This window comes from Mesorhizobium sp. M0816 (assembly GCF_040320005.1).
In the GTDB taxonomy this organism is placed as follows: Bacteria; Pseudomonadota; Alphaproteobacteria; order Rhizobiales; family Rhizobiaceae; genus Mesorhizobium.
Map to the genome: position 1 here is coordinate 130,530 of NZ_JAMYOT010000007.1, position 21,194 is coordinate 151,723.

The window sequence follows — 21,194 nt, forward strand, 5'->3', positions numbered from 1 at the left end:
CGCGCAGCCGTAAGCCACTCACCGGCTTCGATTCCTCCGCATCTCTGTATGCCTATGTTTTAGCCTTCATGTCAAATTGGCGATTTTGGAGGCAAAAAGTGTATGCAATTGCTCCGGCTTTGTGCAGGCCACATCGGCACACTCATTGATATTGCTGAATAAATCTCATTTCTGAAACTGGCATGCTGATTGCATACACTTCTTTCATTGAGGTGTTAACCGGCCCCAAAGGCCCCACAGAGGGAGCATTCAATGTCCGAGAGATTCATGCTTAGCCGCCGCGACCTGCTCAAGACCTCCGCCGCCGGAGCGGCGCTCGGCCTTGCGTCCGCATCGTTTCCGATCAGCAGGGCCCTCGCCGCGACGGCCACCGTCGGCTTCATCTATGTCGGGCCAAAGGACGATTACGGCTACAACCAGGCGCATGCCGAAGGCGCCGCCACGCTGAAGGGGATCGAAGGCATTTCCGTCGTCGAGGAGGAGAACGTGCCGGAGACGGTCGACGTGCAGAAGACGATGGAATCGATGATCAACCTCGACGGCGCGTCGCTGATCTTCCCGACCTCGTTCGGCTATTTCGATCCGCACATGCTCGCCATGTGCGCGAAATTCCCCGACGTGCAGTTCCGCCATTGCGGCGGCATGTGGAACAAGGACAAGCATCCAATGAATGCCGGTTCCTATTTCGGCTATATCGGCATGGGCCAGTATCTGAACGGCGTCGTCGCCGGTCACACCAGCAAAACCAAGAAGCTCGGCTTCGTCGCGGCAAAGCCGATCCCGCAGGTGCTGCTCAACATCAATTCCTTCCTGCTCGGCGCGCGCTCGGTCGACCCGACCATCACCTGCCAGGTGATTTTCACCGGCGAGTGGTCGCTAGCGGTCAAGGAGGCCGAGGCCACCAATGCGCTGGTCGACCAGGGTGCCGACGTCATCACCTGCCATGTCGACAGCCCCAAGGTGGTGGTCGAGACGGCGGCCGGGCGTGGCGCCTTCGTCTGCGGCTATCATGCCAACCAGAGCCCGCTGGCGCCGGAAAAATACCTGACCGGCGCGGAATGGAACTGGGCCAAGGTCTACAAGATGTTCGTCGACGATCTGGTGGCCGGCACACCACTGCCCAATTTCACGCGCGGCGGCCTGGCCGACGGCTTCGTCAAGATGAGCCCGCTCGGCCCCGCCGTCGGCGATGCCGCCCGCAAGCAGTTCGACGGCACGCTGGCCGAAATGATGAAAGGCGGGTTTTCCGTCATCAAGGGTCCGCTGAAGAGCAACAAGGGCGTTGTCGTGGCGACCGAAGGCCAGGCCTTCGCCGAGACCGCGCTCGAGCTCGAAAGCATGGATTACCTGGTCGAGGGCGTCGTCGGTTCGACCGCCTGAACCGGATCGGAGACGGGCCATGGCAGACACGGTCGGCACAGCGGGCGCACCGGCGCTGTTTGGCGCCAGGAATTATCCGGCGGCGCTCGAATGGGCGGCGCGGCGGGCGGAAGCCTTCGTCATACCGCTCGCGGCGCTGATCGTCGGCATGGTGCTGTTCAGCCTATTCATCGCGCTGGTCGGCAAGTCGCCGGTGCAACTCTACGAGACGACGTGGCGCGGCGGCTTCGGTTCGTGGTTCTCGATCCAGAACTCGCTGTCGCGGGCAGCACCGCTTTTGCTGGCAGCGCTCTGCGTGGCGCTGCCGGCCCGGCTCGGCCTTGTCGTCATCGGCGGCGAAGGCGCGATCGTGCTGGGCGGCGTTGCAGCCGCCGCCATCGGCGTCGCGGCGAATGGCGCGCCGGCTTTTATGGTCATCCTGCTGATGGGCGTGGCGGGCGTGGTCGCCGGCGGGATCTGGATCGGTGCCGTCGGCGCACTCCGCCACTACCGCGCCGTCAACGAAACCATATCCAGCCTGCTGATGGCCTATATCGCCATCGCGCTGATGAACCATCTGGTCGAAGGGCCGCTGCGCGATCCGGCCTCACTCAACAAACCCTCGACCGAGCCGCTGGCGGATGCCTACCGCATCGGCAACATTCCAGGCATGGACGTGCACTGGGGCCTCGTCGTCGGCATCGTCGCCTGCGTCCTGTCCTGGCTGTTGATCGAAAAGACGCGCTGGGGGTTTGCCGCCCGCATCGCCGGCGGCAATGTCAGGGCAGCCCAGGTACAAGGGCTTGCCGTCGGGCCGCTGATCGTCGGCTTCACCGGGCTCGCCGGCGGCTTTGCCGGGCTAGCCGGCATGCTGGAGGTCGGCGCCGTGCAAGGCAGCGCCAACGCCTCGCTCGCCGCCGGCTATGGCTATACCGGCATCCTCGTCGCCTTCCTCGCCCGCCACAATCCGCTCGCCATCATCCCGGTCGCTTTCCTGCTCGGCGGTATTGGCGCTTCCGGCGGGCTGATCCAGCGCCGCATGGACCTGCCCGACGCCACCGTGCTGGTGCTGCAAGGCATGCTCTTCGTCGTCATCCTGTTCAGCGAAACCTTTTACGGCCGCTTCAAGGTCTTCAATCCCGATCTGTGGAAGAGGGGCTCCTGATGGACGCGACCGAGATCGGCCTGTGGGGCGTGCCGCTCGCCATCCTCGGCGGCGCCATCCGCGTTTCGACGCCCTTCATCTTCGTCTCGCTCGGCGAAGCCATCACCGAGCGCTCCGGCCGCATCAATCTTGGCCTCGAAGGCACGCTGGTCTTCGGTGCGATGACCGCCTACGCCGTCGCGGTGATGACCGGCTCGCCATGGCTCGGCCTGCTGGCTGCCGCAGGTGCCGGTCTTTGCTTCGGGCTGTTCCACGGCTGGATCTGCAAATTCCGCGGGGTGAACGACATCGCCATCGGCATCGCGCTGATGCTGTTCGGCTCCGGTCTCGCCTTCTTCTTCGGCAAGCCGTTCATCCAGCCCTCGGCACCAGACCTGCCGGCCATCGCCTTCGGTGGCTGGTCGGATATCCCGCAGGTGCAGGCGGCGCTCAACGTCAACATCCTGTTCCTGATTGGTGCCGCACTTGCCGTGTTCCTATGGTGGGCCTTCCGCAATACGCGCGCCGGCCTGATCGTGCGCGTCGTCGGCGACAGCTCCGATGCGGCGCGCGCCATGGGCCTCAATCCCAACACCGTGCGCCTGCTTGCGACAGGTGTCGGCGGTGCGCTCGCTGGCATCGGCGGCGCCTATCTGTCGCTCTATTATCCCGGCAGCTGGACCGAACGCATCTCGTCGGGGCAGGGCCTGATGGCGGTGGCGCTGGTCATCTTCGCGCGCTGGAACCCGCTTGGCTGCTTTGCCGCGGCACTGTTGTTCGGCGGCGCCGGCGCGCTGGGCCCGGCGTTGCAGTCGGTCGGGGTGACGCAGGGCTACTATCTCTTCTACGCCGCACCTTACATCCTCACGCTCATCATCATGATCGCCACCTCGTCGCCGAGCCGCTCGCTTGCCGGCGCGCCGGGCGAATTGTCGATCACCAAATGACTGGAGTTTTTTCCGATGAACGCCAGAGCCGAGATCACCCAGCGCTACATCGATGCCGACCCTTATCCATGGCCTTATAATGGCGAGCTCCGGCCGGACAATACGGCACTGATCATCATCGACATGCAGACCGATTTCTGCGGGCCGGGCGGCTATGTCGATCATATGGGCTACGATCTTTCGCTGGTGCGGGCGCCGATCGAGCCGATCAAGTCGGTGCTCGCAGCCATGCGGGCCAAGGGCTACACCATCATCCACACGCGCGAGGGCCACCGGCCCGATCTCGCCGACCTGCCGGCCAACAAGCGCTGGCGTTCGCGCCGCATCAATGCCGGCATCGGCGACCCCGGACCTTGCGGGCGCATCCTGGTGCGCGGCGAACCCGGCTGGGACATCATCCCCGACCTCTATCCGGCGGCGGGCGAACCGATCATCGACAAGCCGGGCAAGGGCTCGTTCTGCGCCACCGACCTGGAGTTGATCCTGCGCCAGCGCGGCATCGACAACATCGTGCTGACCGGCATCACCACCGACGTCTGCGTCCACACGACGATGCGCGAGGCCAACGATCGCGGCTTCGAATGCGTCATGCTGGAGGATTGCTGCGGCGCGACCGATTACGGCAACCATCTCGCCGCGATCAAGATGATCAAGATGCAGGGCGGCGTGTTCGGCGCGGTGTCGAATTCGGCATCCTTCGTCGCGCAGCTGCCGTGAGGACACGATCTTGAGCGGAAGCATCGGCAAGAAAGCCGTCGGCGTCGAGACCATCGGCATGACCATGCGCTTCGGCGCCTTGACCGCGCTGGACGACGTCTCGATCAAGGTGCCGGCGGGATCGTTCCATGCGCTGCTCGGCGAAAACGGCGCCGGCAAGTCGACGCTGGTCAAATGCATGATGGGTTTTTACCATCCGACCGCCGGCGACATGCTGGTTGATAGCCGCGAGGTCGCGATCGCCAGTCCGAAGGATGCCTCGGCATTGGGGCTCGGCATGGTCTACCAGCACTTTACCCTGGTCCCGTCGCTGACCGGCGCGGAGAACCTGGTTATTTCGCGCGAGAAGGTGCCCGGCGTCGTCGACTGGCGCAAGGAGCGCGCCGCACTTGCGCAATTCATGCAGCGGATGCCGTTCAAGCTGCCGCTCGACGTCAAGGTGGCGGAACTTGCGGCCGGCGAGAAGCAGAAGCTCGAAATCATCAAGCAGCTCTATCTCGGCCGCAGTTTCCTGGTGCTCGATGAGCCGACTTCGGTGCTCACTCCCGGCGAGGCACACGAAGTGCTTGGCCTGGTTCGCGACATGACCAGGACCGGCGACCTCACCGTGCTGATGATCTCGCATAAATTCCACGAGGTGACGGCCTTTGCCGACGATATCACCGTGCTGCGCAAGGGCAGGCTGACCGGAACCGGAAAGGTCTCCGAACTTTCCCACAAGCAGATGGCGGCGATGATGATCGGCGACCAACCGATCGCCGCGCTCGACAGCCGCGCCCCGGTGCCGGCCGGCGCCAGGCAGGTGCTGACGGTAAAGTCGCTGAAGGCGCCCGACCGCACCGGCTTGAAAACCATCGACATCGGCGAACTCGATGTGAAGTCGGGTGAGATCGTCGGCATTGCCGGCATCTCCGGCAACGGCCAGAAGGAGTTTCTCGAAGTCCTTGCCGGACAGCGGGCGCGCAATGGCGGCGACGTTCTGGTGAAAGGCTCGCCCTATGGCGCCAGCCGCAGCGAGGCGCGCACTCTCAATGTCCGCTTCATTCCGGAGGAGCCCTTGCGCAATGCCTGCGCACCGAAGATGACGGTGGCGGAAAACATGGCCTTCCGGACCTTCGACCTCAACGAGGCCGGCAAGCCGGTCAACTGGATCAGGATGAGCGCGATCAGGGACTACGCGGCCCGTCTGGTCCAACAGTTCAAGGTCAAGACGGCATCCCTCGCTTCGCCGATTTCGTCGCTCTCGGGCGGCAATGTGCAGCGCGCGGTGCTGGCGCGGGAACTGACCGGCGAGGTCGATTTGCTCATCGTGTCGAACCCCTGCTTCGGCCTCGACTTCTCCGCCGTCGCCGAAATACGCGCCCGCATCATGAAGGCGCGCAATGCCGGCGCCGCGGTGCTCCTTATGTCGGAGGACCTTGATGAGCTGCTCGAGCTCTCGGACCGCATCTTCGTCATGTCGGACGGCGCGCTGGTCTACGAGACGCCGATTGCGCAGGCGAGCGTGCAGACGATCGGCGAGCACATGGCGGGACATCACTGATGGCGGAGATCGAGGCGCTGCCGTTTCCGTTCTCCTTCAAGCCTGAGGCGATGGCGCTGGTCGTCATCGACATGCAGCGCGATTTCGCTGAACCCGGCGGCTTCGGCGCCAGCCTCGGCAACGACGTCAGCCGGGTGGCGGCGATTGTGCCGACGGTGAAGAGATTGATCGAGGGGTTCCGCACCGCTGGCCTGCCGGTGATCCACACGATGGAGTGCCACAAGGCAGACCTTTCGGATCTGCCGCCGGCCAAGCGCAACCGCGGCAACCCATCGATCAGGATCGGCGATGTCGGGCCGATGGGTCGTGTGCTGATCGTCGGCGAGCCGGGAACGGCGATCCTCGATGAACTTGCGCCACTGCCTGGCGAAATCGTCATCGAAAAGCCGGGCAAGGGCGCGTTCTATGCCACCAGCTTCGGCGATGACCTGAAGCGGCTCGGCGCACAGCAACTGGTCTTTGCCGGAGTGACGACGGAGGTCTGCGTGCAGACGACGATGCGCGAGGCCAACGACCGCGGCTATGAATGCCTGCTGGCCGAGGATGCTACCGAGAGCTATTTTGCCGAGTTCAAGGCGGCAGCCCTTGCCATGATCAGGGCACAGGGCGCCATCGTCGGCTGGACGGCGACGACAGACCAGGTGCTCGAGGGGATTGCCAATGCCTAACCTTGCCTTTGCCGGCCTCCTCAATGGTGGCTGGCGCGATCTGCCGTTCGAGCCTTTCCGCGATGGCATTACGGCGCATTGGCTGCTCAAGGGTGGACCGATGGAACCGTCGGTCGCCATCCTGAACTACCGGCCCGGCGCCGGCGTGCCGCGCCATCGCCATGCCGGGCTGGAAACGATCATCGTGCTGGAAGGCACACAGAGCGACGAGAACGGCGATCATGCCGCGGGCAGCGTGATCCTGAACCCGGTCGGAACCGAGCATTCGGTGTGGACGAAGGATGGCTGCGTGGTGCTCATCCAGTGGAACCTGCCGGTAGTCATTCTGGGCGAGGCCAAATGAGCGACATCCGCTTCGACATAGCGAGCCTGCACGCTGCCTATCAGGCCGGCGTCAGCATCGGCGAGATGATCGATACGGTCCATGCGCGGCTCGCGGCGGCCGATGACCCCGGCATCTTCATCCATCTGGCGAGCAGGGCGGAGTTGCTTGCTGAGGCGGAAAAGCTCGGCCCGTTCGATCCCGTGGCAAAGCCGCTGTGGGGCGTGCCGTTCGCGGTCAAGGACAACATCGATGTTGCCGGCATGCCGACCACGGCGGCTTGTGCGGAATATGCCTACTTGCCGGCGAAAGACGCCACCGTCGTCGCGCGGCTCAAGGCCGCCGGCGCGCTCGTCGTCGGCAAGACCAACCTCGACCAGTTCGCCACCGGCCTGGTCGGTGTGCGCACGCCCTATCCGATCCCGAGGAATGCGATCGACCCGAAACTGGTGCCGGGCGGCTCCTCATGCGGTTCGGCCGTCGCAACCGCGCGCGGCATCGTCTCGTTCGCGCTCGGCACCGACACAGCCGGTTCTGGGCGCATACCCGCCGGCCTCAACAACATCGTCGGGCTGAAGCCGAGCGTCGGCGCGCTGTCGGCCGCCGGCGTCGAGCCGGCCTGCCGCACGCTTGACTGCGTCTCGGTCTTCGCGCTCACCGTCGATGACGCCTACCGCGTGTTCGAGGCGGCGGCGGCAAAGGACGACGCCGACCCCTATTCGCGTGACCCCGGCGTCCAGGGCCTTGCCGCGCGCCCGCCGGTGCTGACTGTCGGCGTGCCGGCCAGGGCGGACTGGACCTTCTTCGGCGACGAGGCGATGCAGTCGGGCTTCGCGGCCGCTCTTGCCTCGCTGGAGACGCTGGGCTGCCGGCTGGTCGAAATCCCGTTCGGTGATTTCTACGCCACCGCCAACCTGCTCTACGAAGGCGCCTGGGTGGCCGAGCGTTATGCCGCGATCAAGGACTTCATGGATGCCAACGAGGCCGCCATGCATCCGGTGACGCGGCAGATCATCGGCGGCGCGCGAAAACTTTCAGCCGCGGACGCTTTTAAGGGGCTCTACGCCTTGCAAGGCTACAAGGCCAAGCTTGCGCCGGTCATCGCCTCGGTCGATCTTTTCTGTGTGCCAACCGCGCCGACGCATTACACGGTTGAAGCGGTGTTGGCTGACCCCATCGTCACCAACAGCCGGCTTGGCACTTACACCAATTTCGTCAATCTGCTCGACATGTGCGGCATAGCCGTGCCGGCCGGAATTCGTAGCGACGGTTTGCCGATGAGCGTCACCTTGCTTGCCGCGGCGGGCAAGGACCATCTGACGGCGTCGCTTGCGCAGGATGTCCATGCGGCAAGCGGCCTTGCGCTGGGCGCTACAGGCTGGCCGCTGCCGCCGCGTGCCGATGTTCGCGTGGACGTGGACGAGGGCACGATCGAGCTGGCCGTGGTCGGCGCGCATCTATCGGGGATGGCGCTGAACGGCCAGTTGCAGCAGCTCGGCGCGATTTTCGCCCGGGCGGCAAGAACGGCGCCGCTCTACCGGCTTTATGCGCTCGCCGGCCAGTCGGTGTCGCGACCGGGGCTCGAGCGCAGCTGCAATGGCAAGGGGACAGCGATCGAGGTCGAAGTCTGGCGGCTGTCGCCGCAAGCCTTCGGCCGCTTCGTCGCGGCGATCCCGCCGCCGCTCGGCATCGGCACGCTTCTGCTCGATGACGGAACGTCGCCGAAGGGCTTTCTCGTCGAAAGTGCCGGCCTCACCGATGCAAAGGAGATCTCGCATTTCGGCGGCTGGCGCAATTTCATGGCGGGTCAGCTGCAGCGGAGCTGACGCTATCACTCGACCTTTTGCCTGAACTTCGAATGGCAGCTCGAGCAATCCTGCAAGATGAGATGCAGGAGGTGCTCCGCCGGCAATTTAGTGGGATCGGCTTCCGCGAGTGATGGTCGCTTGCCAAGCAGGCTGCCACCGCCCATTGCCAGGCCGGAACCCATTCTCATGTCGTCGGTGATATGCGGTGGTGCCCGCTCGGCGTCGGAGGCCAGGGCGCTGGCCAGCGTTCCGATGTGGCGTGCCAGCCCTTCGAACTCCGCGCGGGCGGGGTCGATATCCGCCTTGGCGCCTGAAGGCGCTCCCAATGTCGCGCTGGGGAATTCGGCAATCAGGGCAGGGCCGGTGCGGGCGCGGATGGTCTCGGCCGCCGCCCTGAAGGCTGCGGCGTCGTACGCCTGCTTGCCGTCGAACATCCCAGCGATCGCCTTTGCCGCCGCGGCCATTTCCTTCATCGAGGCCTGGCGAGCCTCGATGATCGCATCACGGCTCGAATGGGCGGCAGCGAGCACGACAGAGACGCAGGCAAGCGACAGCACCGTTACAGCGGCTGCGAGCCTCACTGGGCCACGCCTTGTCCTGCCAGCTCGTCGATGATCGGGCAATCCGGCCGCTCGTCGCCGTGGCAGTGACTGACCAGATGGTGGAGCAAGCCGCGCAATCCGACCAGTTCAGCGATCTTCCTGTCGATCTCCACCAGCTTGGCTTTCGCGATCTCCTTCACGTCGGCGCTATCACGTTCCCTGTCTTGATACAGCGAGAGCAACTGGCGGCATTCGTCGACCGAAAACCCCAGGCTTCGCGAGCGCTGCAGGAAGCGCAGCCGGTGAATATCGGCCGTCGAGTAATCGCGATAGCCATTGTCTGTCCGAGCCGGATGCAAGAGCCCGATATCCTCGTAGTAACGGATCGTCTTGGCCGGCAGGCCGGATTTTTCGGATGCGATACCGATGTTCATGGTGGAAATCTCCTTTGTCGGAGGAAATAGACCTTCCAGTAGATGGAAGGTCAACATGATGTGGCGATTTTGGATGCCCGACGCAACCGCCCGCCCGCTCCAACCGTTTGCCTGCCAACAGCGCACACTGAACCTTCGGGAAGAAATCAGTTTTCGGAAACGTTTATCGAACAGCGCTCAAAACCCGGTGTTCGACACCGGGTAACGATGAGCAAAGACCCTCCGGCGGCACGTTACACCGTGCACACGCCGAGGAGACAGAATATGCCCGTCAACGCCTATATCAACCGGATCGCGACGGCGGTGCCGGAGCACGAGGTTCATCAATTCTACCTGCGTTTCGCGGCCTCCATGCTCGCGGCCGATCGCCGGAGACTCTTCGAACGCATGGCCGATCTTGCCGGCATCGAGCACCGCTATTCCTGCTTTGCGCCGGCGTCCGACCCCGAAGGACCAACTGCCGACCTGGCCGGGACCTTCATCCGGGGCGCGTTTCCCGGAACAGCGGCGAGAATGGCGATGTTCGACGATGCCGCACCTGTTCTGGCGCAAAAGGGCATCGACGGATTGCAGCTTGGCGACGACGCTTCCCGCATCACCCATTTGATCGTCACCACCTGCACTGGCTTTTCGGCGCCGGGCATCGATCTGGAGCTGATCGCGCGTTGCGGGCTTCCCGATAGTGTCGAACGCACGATGATCGGTTTCATGGGTTGCTACGCGGCGATCAACGGGCTCAAGCTGGCCCGCCACATCGTCCGCTCCGACCAGCAGGCCAAGGTCCTGCTGGTCAATATCGAGCTCTGCACGATGCATCTGCGCGAAACCACCGAACTGGAAAAACTGCTGTCGTTCTGCCTCTGGGGCGACGGCTGCGCGGCTGCGCTCATCACTGCCGAGCCGGCCGGCATCGAGCTCGATAGCTTTCACTGTCTGGTGGCGAGGGAACGGCGGGACCTGATGCGCTGGAACATTCGCGACCACGGCTTCGAAATGGTTCTTTCCGGCCAGGTGCCGGCAGCGATTCATGAAGCGTTGCGGAACAGCCAGGCCGCCATCCTCGGAGGCCGATCGGCGAAAGACATCGACCTTTGGGCCGTGCACCCGGGTGGACGTTCGGTGCTCGATGCTGTCGAAAGGGCTCTGGAACTGGAGCCCACTGCACTGGAACCATCGCGCGCGGTGTTGCGCCGGTATGGGAACATGTCGTCGGCGACCGTCATGTTCGTGATGAATGAGATGTTGAAGGCGCCACCCGGCCTACTCGGCTGCGGCATGTCGTTCGGGCCCGGGCTGACGGCCGAAACCATGCTCTTTCGAACGGTGTCATGAGCGGCCTGGAGCATCGGCAGCTTGCGCCGGAAATCCTCGACGGACTTGCGGCCGACGATCCGCGAGCGCTGACCGCGCGCCGCGACCTTCGTCGCATCAATATGCTGATGTTTCAGGTGCCGATCATGACGTCGTTGCTCAGGAGGTTCGTGCCAACGCCGCCACGCCGCATTCTGGAGATCGGCGCCGGCGATGGCTCCTTCATGCTGGCGGTGGCGCGGCGCATGGCCAGGCATTGGCCCGGGGTCGAACTGGTGATGCTCGACCGCGTCGACCTCGTCACCGCGCAATTGCGCGGTGATTTTGACAGGCTGAGATGGAAGGCCGAAGGCGTCACCGCCGATGTCTTCGACTGGGCAGGAAAGATCGAGGGTGCGCCGTTCGACGCCGTCACCGTCAATCTGTTCCTGCATCACCTCGATAATGCGCAGCTCGTGCGTCTGTTTTCGCTGATCAGGCCGAAAGTCCCGTTGCTCATCGCGACAGAGCCGCTGCGGGCGAAACTGCCGCTGGCCGCGACCCGTCTTCTGCCGGCAATCGGCGCCAACGACGTCACACGAAACGACGCGGCGCAAAGCGTGCGTGCCGGCTTTCGCGGCAGCGAGCTTTCCCGTCTCTGGCTTGCGGCCAACGGCAAACCGGTCGAGGAGCGGCGCGCCGGCCTGTTTTCCCACATCTTCGTCGGCGCCAGTGCCAGTGTCGAGTCATGACGCGATTGTCGACTCATGACGCGATCGTCATTGGTGCCGGCCCGGCGGGCACCTCCGTCGCGCTCACGCTGGCCCGGCGCGGGTGGGTCGTGGCCATTGTGGAAAAGAGTGCGTTTCCGCGCCGCAAAGTCTGCGGCGAATACATCTCGGCAAGCAATCTTGCGCTTCTCGACCGGCTCGAGATCAGCGATGCCTGGCGTGCCAATGCCGGCCCCGAAATCCGCCGCGTCGGTTTGTTTTCCGGGGAGACCTGTGTCGAGGCGGCAATGCCACGTGCAGGAGCTGGGCCTCGTGGGAAAGACAGCTTCGGCCGGGCGCTCGGCCGGGACATTCTCGACTCTCTGCTTTTGCAAGCGGCGCGATCGGCGGGTGTCGAAATCTTTCAACCTTGCCGCGCCGTCGCCATCGAGCCGGACGGTGAGATGCGAAGGGTGCGAATTCAGGCCGGGGATGAAGCGGCGATATTGCGAGCGCCGGTGATTGTCGCCGCACACGGCTCGTGGGAACCGGGACCATTGCCCAGCCAACTCGCAAAGGCCAATCGGCCGTCGGACCTGCTCGGCTTCAAGGCGCATTTCACCGGGTCGTCGCTGGCGCCGGATTTGATGCCTCTGCTGGCCTTCCCTGGCGGCTACGGCGGCATGGTTTCGGCGGATCATGGCCGGTTGTCGATCTCGTGCTGCATCCGGCGCGACATGCTCGCGCGGCTGCGTAAACAATATGGCCCCAAACAACGGAGCCACGTGTCGGCCGCCGATGCGGTCTCCCGGCATCTCCTGAATTCATGCCGGGGCGTGCGGGACGCCCTGGAACCGGCTCTCCTCGACGGTCCGTGGCTTGCCGCAGGTCCGATCCGGCCGGGAATTCGCTCGTGCTACGAAGGGGACATCTTCCGCGTCGGCAATGCAGCCGGAGAGTCTCATCCTGTCATCGCCGAGGGCATCTCGATGGCGCTTCAGTCCGGCTGGCTGCTGGCTTGCGAACTCGCATGCGCGCCAAGTGGCCGAGCAGGGCGCGAGGCTGCCGCCAGACGCTACGAGGCGGCCTGGAAAAGACTGTTTTCGACCCGGGTCTACGCCGCCGCGGCCGTTGCCGGAATTGCCCTTCGCCCCGGCAGCGCCACCTTGATGGCGGCGATCGTCCGGAATTTCCCGCAGGCACTGACGCTGGGCGCGCAACTGAGCGGCAAGACCAAGCCGGTTCCAGGCTTCGTCTAGGCGACATAGCGGTCCCATGAGCCGTAGTGCTCCTTGCTTCGGCGCCCCCGAGGCAGGCTGAGGCCGATCACAACTAGCCCTGCAACGGCATTGTTCAATGTCGAACCTCTGGTCGCGCCGTCGAGCAGCCAGGGCGCTGCGATCAGCCATAACCCGAACGGCAGGTTGAGGAAACGCAACGGCCGTGCCACCTCGGCCATGGCGCAGACCGCGATCGTTATGATCATGGCGCCCGAGAGGTGATCGCTGTTTGCAATGGCGCCGGCCGTGCCGAAGACCAGCCGCGAGACCATCAGCCAACCGCCGACGATACAGCATGCGACCAGCGTCCATGGAAACGTGACACCGCGAATGGCTGCGGCGGACTGTGCGGCAAGCGCGGCGGAAAAGCCGGGATCGTTCTTGTCCGCCTCGCCGTTCGGCTCCGGCCCGCCTTGGAAAAAGGTGCGCCAGAACGGACGGTCTGCCCGCACGCTGCGCAGCATGTACTGGCCCATGGCGACCACCCGGTCCAGCGTCAGCGGGATCATGACCAGCATGGCCGCCGCCGCGATGAGGCACAGTGTGCAATAGGTGCCGATCATGATCGGCTGGATGATGATGAAGAAGATCGAGACGCCGCCGAGCGGCACCACCAGGATGAAGAAGAAGGTCACCATCCAGGGCATGGTGCGCCAGCGGGTCGCCGTGCCCATCGCGCCCATCAGGGTTTCGATCATATAGGCCACGGCGCCAAGCCCGGCATCAGCGACTGGCCAGGCTCGAGAAACGTCGGATGTGATGATGAATTCCGTGCCGTTCCTGCCGTCTCCGCCGAGGAAGAATGGCTCCCAGACAGCACCCACATGGCCGAGCTGGTAGGCAGTGAGATAGCGGGCGATGAGGAAACCGAAGAAACCGAGCGCGATGATCGGCAGGCGCTGCAGCCAGGATGACGGCGAGTAGGTCCAGCCAGGCGGAACGGTGCTCTCGTCCATCATCCCTTCGTGGCTCATGCCCGGCATCATCGGGACGAGCACCGAGAAAGCGATGGCCAGCGCGCCGACGATCGTGTCGTTCATGGTGGCGGCGGCGCTCGGCGTCCAGAAGAACAGCGGCGCGAACAGCAGCCACAGGCCGGCGATCGTCGTGCCCCATTGCGCCCAGGAAAAACGCGGCGACAGTGCGAGCCCGCCAAACAGCATCAGCAGCAAGCCCGAGACAATGTCGCTCCAGCCGGTGAGCGCGTTGCGCAGCACCGGTTCCCACAGTCCACGCTCTTGCGTGACGTCACGCACAGTGCCGGCCGCCGCCGGATCGAACAGCGCGAACTGAAGCGGGCTGGTGAGGAGCCACACGCCAAGCGTGATGACCAGGAAATGAGCCCAGAGCATCTGCTTGCCCATCCCCGCCATCTCGGCCATGTGTCCGGGTTTCATCTTGTCGTGTTTGGCCTCGAACGCCTTGTCTTTCTCTCGCGCTTTTGTTCCGCTGCCGGCCACCTTGGCGGCGTTGAGCTTGTTGGCCCGATACCAGCCGGCGGGATCTGCCTTGAGCGCGTCGACGATCCGCGGCAACGTCTCGCGCAGGGAATGCCGGGGCTGCCAGCCGAGGACATTGCGGGCACGGCTGATATCGATCGCGTAGTGGTCGTCGGCGATATCGACCATCCAGGGACGAACGAATGATTCTTCGCCCAGCACGTCCTGTTGGACCCAGGCACCCGCCTTGGCGAGCGCCTTCGGCACCTCCCGTGTCTCCCAGTTCTCGCCACGGATCAACCGACCAATCTCGGCTTGAAGTTCGCCGTAGCCCATGACCTCAGGCTCGCCGAGAAGCAGCGCCAGCTCCGTGGGAAGTTTCTTCCGCCGATCTATAAGGCGCGCCACCGCATCGGTGAGGTCTTCCAGATGCAGGAACGACTGCCCGGTGTGCAGGTCACCCGGATATACATGCCCCGTCGGATCCTCTTCGTAGATACGCGCAATCTGATTGGCGAGGAATGCGTTACGGCCGAGATCATCATAGACGCCGGCCGGCCTGGCATAGACGACAGGGATCGCCCCGTGCTGCTCATGGATCAGGCGCTCGGTCTCGATCTTCGAGGTGCGGTAGGGTAGGTTCGATTCGAGCGGCCAATCCTCATCGATGATGTCGCCTGGTCGGCCACCCTTGTGCGCCAGCATCGAACTCATGAAGACAAACTGCTCGACCTCAAATTGTTTCAGGGCGCGCAGGAGCTTCTCGGTGCCGCCAACCGTAATCTTTTCGTAGAGCGGGTTCCGTTCGCCTGTGAGATCGAAATAGGCCGCAAGATGGATCACCGAGGCGAGGCGGGCGCCATAGGCCGTCCGCACGCGCGCCAAGCCGGCTGCCACGGCGTCCTCCGATGTCAGGTCGATGCAGACGCACTCCGCGGCCGGCGGCGGCTGACGCGTCGCCGCCCGGTCGAGGCCGACGAGAGCAAACCGGTCGGCGAAGCTGTTGACCAGAGCCGAGCCGATGAAGCCGGTGCTGCCGGTAACAATAACCGTGTCTTTGCGCTTCGCCATCCAGACCTCATAGCCGGCGATTTGCCACTCCTGAGAGGGCCGAAGGCGACAGACGTTAAGAGCCGAGGGGCCGGACCAGTTCCGACGCCGACCCGATGACGCTGCTGCTTCCGATGACGACTACAACTTTCCGCCCTTTTTGCTCTTTTGACCCCGACTGCCTATGCCGTCAGGTTCGCAAATATTTGACCAGCGCCGCGATCGCGAGCACGAGGGTGACAAGCACCAGGACCCAAATGAGCGCCATGCCGCCCATCATCCACATTGAACCGTCCATCATCATCACAATCATCCCTCCCGCCGCCGCTGCCACCGGCGATTGCGAGGGGAACTAGTTCGCCATGTACGCCCGTCAAGGCGAACTCGATCAGCCCACGAAGGCAGTGGCTTGCCGGTCAATCAAGGCACGTTCAACGCTATCGACGAACGAGTTCATAATAGGCTTCTGTCAGAACATGCTGACCGCGCGGTAACTCCGGAAGGGCAAGGCTTTAATCCAGCGCCTCCAGCGCCCGCAGCAAGTGTTCCGCGACATCTGATCTGCCTTGCCGATATGCCTCTCTAACAGGGCCAGTAGCTGCCTTTCGACATTCATGGTTCGGTCCGCCATTGGACGACCTCCGGAGGACGACCTCCGGAAGTTAGCAATAAGCCTGACGGTTCCAGCCACCGGAAGGTCAAGCGCTCCTTTCAAGAAGGTAGAACAGGTTGAGAGCGCTTGTTGAACCGCAGCCGAGTTGTCGCCCGGCTCTACTCTCCTCCGCCGCAGCCGTCTGAGAGATCCCAGACGTCGACGACCTGCTTGCCGGTGAAACCGTGCTCGCGGATCAGGAACTTCGCCAGCCCGCCATACACTTTCCAGCGCCAGCATTGGCAGCAGCATGGGCCTTTCTCGTTGGAATTGGCCATCGCATAGTCGTAGGCCTGCTGCTCTTCGCCGGAGAGTTTCACATCGTAGTAGGGCATCATCTTCTGTGCGATGCCGGCCGGAATATCGTACGGATCGCTTGGGATCATCGCGATCTCGCGGTACCTGGCCAGGCCGCTCACCTGCTCGGCATAGCGCTTCGTCTCCATCGGGCTGCAGCACGAGCCCGTGATCCGCGACGTTGCCGGCATGGTCGCGATCGATTCCGTGAACTTGGTCGAACACGTGCTGTTGCCGTTCTGGCTGAGATATCTGAAACGGCGTGCCAGATCGGGATCCTCAGCGGCGATCGCCAAATCCGGCCCCTTGAGCAGGCTCACGACCGCAGCGGCGCCAAAGGCGCTTCCCAGAACAACAGTCCGTCGGTTTGGGCAAAATATTCGGCTCATTTGCTGGTCCTCGCCTGCTCGATCAGTTTCTTCATCGTTGCGAGGTCGGTCGCGCCGGGGAAAATCTGCTCGCCAACGACGAAGCTTGGCGTTCCGCTGATCTTCAGCGCCTGGGCAAGTTGCGTATTCCGGTCGATCGACGCCTGGATATCGGGCTGCTGCATGTCGGTCTTCAGTTTAGCCACATCGAGACCGACGTCGGCAGCCACCTTCAGCACGACCGCTTCGGTCACCCGCGTCTTCACCGCATACAAGGCCTTGTGGAACGCCATGTATTTGCCCTGGCGCACTGCGGCGAGAGCCGCCTTGGAAGCAAATACGGAATCCGTGCTGAGGATCGGGAATTCCTTGTAGACGATCTTGAGCTGCGGATCGTCGGCCATTGCTTGCGCCATGATCGGCGCAACCTGCCGGCAATAGGGGCAGTTGTAGTCGAAGAACTCGACCATGGTGACGTCGCCTTCGGCGTTGCCGCCGACCGGGCTCGCCGGGTCCCGGAAAATCTCGTCCGCCTTGTCCGTCAAAGCGGCTTTCGCCTCTTTTGCGGCAGCCTCGCGCTGGCGGGCGTCGAGGCTCTGCAGCGACTGCACGAGCACCTCGGGATGCGCAAGAATGTAGTCGTGAATGCGCTGGTCGAACTGGTCCTGGGACATCTCGCCCGCGGCGATCGCCTGATTGTGGAGACCGAGCGCGAGCCAGATCGTCGCGCCGGCCAGCATGACGGCACGGGCCATTTTGCCGACGGCTCCGCTCAATGGATTGGACTTGTGGGTCACAGGGTTCTCCTTCCCTCTGTTTCGCCGGACCGCCGGCACGTGCAAATGATGCCTCAGAACATGCCCTTGATTTTCGCCCACCATCCCGTTTCCTGCTCATGGTGCGGGCGCTCGACATTGTTGGTAAGCGCATTGACGAATGTGACGAGATTGACCGATGCGAAATCCAGGCCATGGAAATTCGCCCGCCAGCGGCCCTCCTTGTCGATCACATGGGTGATGGTGCCGTGCATCTGATAACCATCATCCGTCAGCGTGAACTTGTGGCCGAAGGCCTCCGCCAGTCTGCGGGTCGCATCCTCCGGCTGATCCTCCATCGTGGTCAGGAACAGCCAATTGACGGGATCGAGCCCGTGCGCCGGCCCGTATTTGCTGAGCACGTCCGGCGTGTCCCTGGTCGGGTCGGTGGTGATGGTCACAAAGCTGACCCGGTCCTTCATCGGCGTGCCGTTCACCATTTTCTGGATCTCGGCGATCTTCTCGGCATGAAGAGGGCACACATCCGGGCACGACGTGTAGATGAAGTGGAGGACGACCACCTTGCCGCGCAGATCGGCCGTCCGCACGACACGCCCGTCGGCGGTGCGCAGCGTGAAATCAGGCGCCGGCTTGTCGATCGGCTGGAAATATTTCTCGTCGGCCTCAAGCGTGGCGTCGATTTCGTCGAGCGAGTGGGCTTGCGCCTGATACGAAAAGCCCGCGGTCAGCGCCGCAATGGCAATTACGCTTAGCAGCAAGCACCTCCATTCGTTCAAAGCCGATGCAACGCAGCGAGCCTTTAGCCCGAACATATCTGTCCCTTTCTCACTTGGCGGCGATGCGGCTGCGGATGAAGTCGACCATGTCGGGGGCGTCCCATTCGGCCGGCCCAATCAGCCGGCCGATCTCCTTGCCGTCGCGGTCGACCAGCAGGGTTGCCGGAAGGCCGACGGTGCCGATGGCGAACATGGCCCTGCCCGAGACGTCGATGTTGAGGGCGAGGTGCTTGATGCCGATGTCGGCGAAGAACTTCTTCACAATCTCAGGACCGGCGCGGTCCATGGACAACGCGACGACCTCGAAATCCGGACCGCCGAGTTTGGCCTGTAGGCGATCGAGCGTCGGCATCTCCTTGCGGCAGGGCGCGCACCATGTCGCCCAGACGTTAAGCAGCACGACCTTGCCGTGGAAATCCGCAAGCATTTTCGGCTTGCCATTGCCATCCTCGAAGCTGATTTCCGGCACGGGGACGGGCGCCTCGTGAACGGCAAAGTTCTGCGGCGGCTCAGCGGCTGATACCGGCCACGAAAACGCCAGCAGCATGCCAACCAGGACCATGGCTAGTTTGCTCACAATGTCCTCACTCGGTCGCGTAGACGGTGGGCGCCTTGCCGTCCTTGGTGAAGGCGTAGACGACGAAGGGGCCTTGCTTCTCGCCACCCATGCCTGGGGCGCCAGCCGGCATGCCGGCGAGCGTTATGCCGGTGATGGCAGGGCGCTCGGTCAAAAGCTTCTTGACGATCTCGACCGGCACCAGGCCATCGACGATATAGCCGTCGACCATCAGCGTGTGGCAGCCTTCGAGGTCGGCCGGCACGCCGGCATCGCTGCTGATCTGGGAGAGATTGTTGACCGGCTTGATGTCGACCTTGAAGCCGTTGTGCTCGAGATAGTTGGCGTAGGACTCGCAGCAGCTGCATTGCGGGTTCTTGTACATGACGGCGTTGATCGTTGCGGCGAAGGCGGGCAGCGGCGTTGCGATCAGCAGGGACAGTGCGGCAAGGCGGTAGGTCAGTTTCATTGCAGTTCTCCTTGGTTGGATAAAAGTTTCAGGTCACGCGGAACGTCGTCATCAGGCCGGCCATCTGGTGATCGGCGACATGGCAGTGCAGCATCCAGTCGCCTGGATTGTCGGCGACGAAGGCGCATTCGATCGTATCCTTGGGGGCGAGCAGCACCGTGTCCTGCCATTGCCGGTGCGGCACCGGCGAGCCGTTGCGCGAGATGACCGACAGGCTGAAGCCGTGGACATGCATCGGGTGCCACCAGGCGGTTTCGTTGCGCATGGTGAGATGGCAGGTCACACCGCGTTTCAGCGTGAACTGCGGCGCCATGCCGGCATGGCCGTCGCCGGTCATCGACATGCCGTTGATCGCCCAGGCCGCACCGCCGTTCATGCCCATCATCCCCATGCCCATCATGCCGCCGACGCCCTTGAGCTTGCCGCCGCCCATCATGCCGCCCTGCAGGACGATCTCCTGGCGCTCGGCGCCAGCGAGGTCGGGCTGGGGCAAGGGGTTGCGCGGCAGGCCGACAGGCGTGTCGAGCGGATGGGTTCTCAGCGGCGGCGCTGCGTCATAGGCCAGCGTGGTCAGCGTATAGGCGAGGCCGTCGTAGAAATCGTCGATCACCGCGTGGCGGCTGCCGGGGTGGCCCTGCATGTCGAGCACGATGTCGATGCGCATGGCGGGCGCCAGCACCAGGCGACCGCCCTCCGGTTCATGCGGATCGCAGGGCTGGCCGTCGATGGCGACGACGACCGGACGGTGGCCTTCGAAGCGCAGCGCCATCATGCGGGCAAGCGAGGCATTGGCGAGCCGCAGCCTGACGCGCTCGCCGGCCTGCACGCTCCGATCGCCTGGCCCCGTGCCGTTGACGGTGACGACATTGCCGACGCGGCCCGACATCGACGCATCCATGGCACTGCCGAAGCCGCCGGCGATCTGCCCATCGGCCGCAAGCCGCCAGTCCTGCAGCAGCCACAGAATGTCACGGTCGACGGCGACCGGCTCGACCTCCTCGACGACCAGTGCGCCGGCAAGGCCACGGCCGAGCTGGACCAGGCTGTTGGCGTGCGGGTGATACCAGAAGGTGCCGGCATCGGGCGGGGTGAATTCATAGATGAAATTTTCACCTGGCCTGATCGGCTTCTGCGTCAGGCCGGGCACGCCATCCATGGCGTTCGGCAGCCGGATGCCATGCCAGTGAACCGTGGTGTCTTCGTCCAGTCCGTTCTCGACGATGATCCGAGCGGGCTGCCCCTGGCGCAAGCGCAGTGTCGGGCCGGGGATCGTGCCATCATAGGCCCATACCGGAGTGCGCGGACCATCAGGGCCGGCGAACCGTGCCTGGCTCGGCGCCACCCTGATCCGGTATTCGCCCGTGGCCATCGCCAGCGTAGGGCGGATCGGCGCGGCGGCAATGCTTGCTGCCGCAAGCAGGAATTTGCGGCGCGTTATGAACGGATTTGAAACGGAATTCACTTTTGTGACCCTTGCGGTAACCGACGGCGAACGTCGCGACGTCGATTGAATTGCTACCGCGCCCGCTGCGCAGTACGCGCAACCGGGCGATCAAACGCCGCTAATCAGCCGTGGAACGGCAGAAACGGCGTCAGACGAGAGCGCTGGGTCTTGGAGGGAATGGCTCGGGCAGCAGACTTCGCCCGTGCAGGAACGGGGCGGGACGCGCCGACGGCAGCTCGGGCTGCGGCAGTCCCGTCACGGGGAGAGCCTCCGGCAGCACCGCCAGAACCGGTGCGACACAGGTCGGCGCACATTGCATCGGTTTGTCATTGCCGGCCGAGCCCTTGAGGCAAGCGTTGCAGTCACCGTCCCTGGCATCGGCCATCTTGGCCATGTCGGCGTCGGTGGTGCCGGTATCTGCGGCCATGGTCATGCGGCCGTCGACTCCCATCCTGGCCGACATCACAGCAGCCTGAGCGGCGGACAGGCTGAACCCGGCGGTCACGATGACCGCGAGAAGCATGACCAGAAGGTGTTTTGGTGACAGGCGTGCCATCATCCGCTCAGGTTGACCGTAAAATGCGGCTTTTGCAAGCTCCGGAT

21 protein-coding genes are annotated in these 21,194 nt (G+C 63.9%); 11 read left to right on the forward strand and 10 right to left on the reverse strand.

The window, feature by feature from the left end; genetic code table 11:
* Positions 1-252: 252 nt before the first annotated feature.
* From NKI17_RS12770 to atzF, 8 genes are read left to right on the forward strand one after another with little or no spacing between them, the layout of a single operon-like run.
* Entirely contained in the window at positions 253-1,380 is a 1,128-nt protein-coding gene (locus NKI17_RS12770; RefSeq protein WP_352784278.1) for a BMP family ABC transporter substrate-binding protein, read from the forward strand.
* Between the two features lie 19 nt (positions 1,381-1,399).
* Positions 1,400-2,524, forward strand: coding sequence for an ABC transporter permease (locus NKI17_RS12775; RefSeq protein WP_352906035.1), 1,125 nt, complete (start codon positions 1,400-1,402; stop codon positions 2,522-2,524).
* Positions 2,524-3,450 carry an ABC transporter permease gene (locus tag NKI17_RS12780; RefSeq protein ID WP_352587285.1) on the forward strand — a complete coding sequence of 309 codons (927 nt, stop codon included), beginning with the start codon at positions 2,524-2,526 and terminating at the stop codon, positions 3,448-3,450. Before NKI17_RS12775 ends, NKI17_RS12780 begins: the two co-directional genes overlap by 1 nt.
* 15 nt (positions 3,451-3,465) lie before the next feature.
* A complete protein-coding gene (gene biuH / locus NKI17_RS12785; RefSeq protein ID WP_352587282.1) occupies positions 3,466-4,167 on the forward strand; it encodes a biuret amidohydrolase in 702 nt (233 codons plus the stop codon).
* Between the two features lie 10 nt (positions 4,168-4,177).
* Positions 4,178-5,710: an ABC transporter ATP-binding protein gene (locus NKI17_RS12790; RefSeq protein WP_352587279.1), complete on the forward strand. Its 1,533-nt coding sequence runs from the start codon at positions 4,178-4,180 to the stop codon at positions 5,708-5,710.
* Complete coding sequence (locus NKI17_RS12795; RefSeq protein WP_352576464.1) at positions 5,710-6,378, forward strand: cysteine hydrolase family protein; 669 nt, start codon at positions 5,710-5,712, stop codon at positions 6,376-6,378. The genes NKI17_RS12790 and NKI17_RS12795 overlap by 1 nt, the downstream gene beginning before the upstream one ends.
* The gene (locus NKI17_RS12800; protein ID WP_352576466.1) at positions 6,371-6,721 is read left to right on the forward strand and encodes a cupin domain-containing protein; all 351 of its coding nucleotides are present in this window, start codon (positions 6,371-6,373) and stop codon (positions 6,719-6,721) included. Before NKI17_RS12795 ends, NKI17_RS12800 begins: the two co-directional genes overlap by 8 nt.
* Positions 6,718-8,526 carry an allophanate hydrolase gene (gene atzF / locus NKI17_RS12805; protein ID WP_352906036.1) on the forward strand — a complete coding sequence of 603 codons (1,809 nt, stop codon included), beginning with the start codon at positions 6,718-6,720 and terminating at the stop codon, positions 8,524-8,526. Before NKI17_RS12800 ends, atzF begins: the two co-directional genes overlap by 4 nt.
* Before the next feature lie 5 nt (positions 8,527-8,531).
* Here the strand turns inward: atzF and NKI17_RS12810 are convergent, their stop codons facing one another.
* Both NKI17_RS12810 and cueR read right to left on the reverse strand, forming a co-directional pair.
* Positions 8,532-9,089, reverse strand: coding sequence for a cytochrome c (locus NKI17_RS12810; protein WP_023677217.1), 558 nt, complete (start codon positions 9,087-9,089; stop codon positions 8,532-8,534).
* On the reverse strand, positions 9,086-9,484 hold the full coding sequence (gene cueR / locus NKI17_RS12815; RefSeq protein WP_031211920.1) for a Cu(I)-responsive transcriptional regulator: 399 nt from the start codon (positions 9,482-9,484) through the stop codon (positions 9,086-9,088). The genes NKI17_RS12810 and cueR overlap by 4 nt, the downstream gene beginning before the upstream one ends.
* A gap of 264 nt (positions 9,485-9,748) precedes the next feature.
* On the opposite strand from cueR, the gene NKI17_RS12820 reads away from it, so the two are divergent.
* The 3 genes from NKI17_RS12820 to NKI17_RS12830 are packed head-to-tail and all read left to right on the forward strand — an operon-like array spanning position 9,749 to position 12,743.
* Positions 9,749-10,816, forward strand: coding sequence for a type III polyketide synthase (locus NKI17_RS12820; protein ID WP_352906037.1), 1,068 nt, complete (start codon positions 9,749-9,751; stop codon positions 10,814-10,816).
* Positions 10,813-11,526 carry a methyltransferase domain-containing protein gene (locus NKI17_RS12825; protein ID WP_352906038.1) on the forward strand — a complete coding sequence of 238 codons (714 nt, stop codon included), beginning with the start codon at positions 10,813-10,815 and terminating at the stop codon, positions 11,524-11,526. The genes NKI17_RS12820 and NKI17_RS12825 overlap by 4 nt, the downstream gene beginning before the upstream one ends.
* Positions 11,523-12,743, forward strand: coding sequence for an NAD(P)/FAD-dependent oxidoreductase (locus NKI17_RS12830; RefSeq protein ID WP_352906039.1), 1,221 nt, complete (start codon positions 11,523-11,525; stop codon positions 12,741-12,743). Before NKI17_RS12825 ends, NKI17_RS12830 begins: the two co-directional genes overlap by 4 nt.
* Here NKI17_RS12830 and NKI17_RS12835 read toward each other — a convergent pair.
* From NKI17_RS12835 to NKI17_RS12870, 8 genes are all read right to left on the reverse strand, one after another.
* Positions 12,740-15,274: an NAD-dependent epimerase/dehydratase family protein gene (locus NKI17_RS12835; protein ID WP_352906040.1), complete on the reverse strand. Its 2,535-nt coding sequence runs from the start codon at positions 15,272-15,274 to the stop codon at positions 12,740-12,742. The genes NKI17_RS12830 and NKI17_RS12835 overlap by 4 nt on opposite strands.
* A 750-nt stretch (positions 15,275-16,024) precedes the next feature.
* Positions 16,025-16,591, reverse strand: a complete 567-nt coding sequence (locus NKI17_RS12840) for a hypothetical protein (RefSeq protein ID WP_352455400.1) — start codon at positions 16,589-16,591, stop codon at positions 16,025-16,027.
* Complete coding sequence (locus tag NKI17_RS12845; protein WP_031211922.1) at positions 16,588-17,367, reverse strand: DsbA family protein; 780 nt, start codon at positions 17,365-17,367, stop codon at positions 16,588-16,590. The genes NKI17_RS12840 and NKI17_RS12845 overlap by 4 nt, the downstream gene beginning before the upstream one ends.
* Before the next feature lie 53 nt (positions 17,368-17,420).
* A complete protein-coding gene (locus NKI17_RS12850; protein WP_352576484.1) occupies positions 17,421-18,104 on the reverse strand; it encodes an SCO family protein in 684 nt (227 codons plus the stop codon).
* 67 nt (positions 18,105-18,171) lie between these two features.
* Positions 18,172-18,699: a TlpA family protein disulfide reductase gene (locus NKI17_RS12855; protein ID WP_352621413.1), complete on the reverse strand. Its 528-nt coding sequence runs from the start codon at positions 18,697-18,699 to the stop codon at positions 18,172-18,174.
* 7 nt (positions 18,700-18,706) lie between these two features.
* Complete coding sequence (locus NKI17_RS12860; protein ID WP_352452325.1) at positions 18,707-19,147, reverse strand: DUF411 domain-containing protein; 441 nt, start codon at positions 19,145-19,147, stop codon at positions 18,707-18,709.
* A 28-nt stretch (positions 19,148-19,175) separates the two neighbouring features.
* The gene (locus tag NKI17_RS12865) at positions 19,176-20,609 is read right to left on the reverse strand and encodes a multicopper oxidase family protein (RefSeq protein WP_352906041.1); all 1,434 of its coding nucleotides are present in this window, start codon (positions 20,607-20,609) and stop codon (positions 19,176-19,178) included.
* A gap of 130 nt (positions 20,610-20,739) precedes the next feature.
* Positions 20,740-21,147, reverse strand: a complete 408-nt coding sequence (locus tag NKI17_RS12870; protein ID WP_352645559.1) for a hypothetical protein — start codon at positions 21,145-21,147, stop codon at positions 20,740-20,742.
* Positions 21,148-21,194: the final 47 nt, after the last annotated feature.

What these genes read in the sequence shown, in the direction of transcription:
- NKI17_RS12770 (WP_352784278.1), top strand. Translation starts at nt 253, where the DNA reads ATGTCCGAGAGATTCATGCTTAGCCGCCGCGACCTGCTCAAGACCTCC.
- NKI17_RS12775 (WP_352906035.1), top strand. Translation starts at nt 1,400, where the DNA reads ATGGCAGACACGGTCGGCACAGCGGGCGCACCGGCGCTGTTTGGCGCC.
- NKI17_RS12780 (WP_352587285.1), top strand. Translation starts at nt 2,524, where the DNA reads ATGGACGCGACCGAGATCGGCCTGTGGGGCGTGCCGCTCGCCATCCTC.
- biuH (WP_352587282.1), top strand. Translation starts at nt 3,466, where the DNA reads ATGAACGCCAGAGCCGAGATCACCCAGCGCTACATCGATGCCGACCCT.
- NKI17_RS12795 (WP_352576464.1), top strand. Translation starts at nt 5,710, where the DNA reads ATGGCGGAGATCGAGGCGCTGCCGTTTCCGTTCTCCTTCAAGCCTGAG.
- NKI17_RS12800 (WP_352576466.1), top strand. Translation starts at nt 6,371, where the DNA reads ATGCCTAACCTTGCCTTTGCCGGCCTCCTCAATGGTGGCTGGCGCGAT.
- atzF (WP_352906036.1), top strand. Translation starts at nt 6,718, where the DNA reads ATGAGCGACATCCGCTTCGACATAGCGAGCCTGCACGCTGCCTATCAG.
- cueR (WP_031211920.1), bottom strand. Translation starts at nt 9,484, where the DNA reads ATGAACATCGGTATCGCATCCGAAAAATCCGGCCTGCCGGCCAAGACG.
- NKI17_RS12820 (WP_352906037.1), top strand. Translation starts at nt 9,749, where the DNA reads ATGCCCGTCAACGCCTATATCAACCGGATCGCGACGGCGGTGCCGGAG.
- NKI17_RS12825 (WP_352906038.1), top strand. Translation starts at nt 10,813, where the DNA reads ATGAGCGGCCTGGAGCATCGGCAGCTTGCGCCGGAAATCCTCGACGGA.
- NKI17_RS12830 (WP_352906039.1), top strand. Translation starts at nt 11,523, where the DNA reads ATGACGCGATTGTCGACTCATGACGCGATCGTCATTGGTGCCGGCCCG.
- NKI17_RS12835 (WP_352906040.1), bottom strand. Translation starts at nt 15,274, where the DNA reads ATGGCGAAGCGCAAAGACACGGTTATTGTTACCGGCAGCACCGGCTTC.
- NKI17_RS12840 (WP_352455400.1), bottom strand. Translation starts at nt 16,591, where the DNA reads ATGAGCCGAATATTTTGCCCAAACCGACGGACTGTTGTTCTGGGAAGC.
- NKI17_RS12860 (WP_352452325.1), bottom strand. Translation starts at nt 19,147, where the DNA reads ATGAAACTGACCTACCGCCTTGCCGCACTGTCCCTGCTGATCGCAACG.
- NKI17_RS12870 (WP_352645559.1), bottom strand. Translation starts at nt 21,147, where the DNA reads ATGGCACGCCTGTCACCAAAACACCTTCTGGTCATGCTTCTCGCGGTC.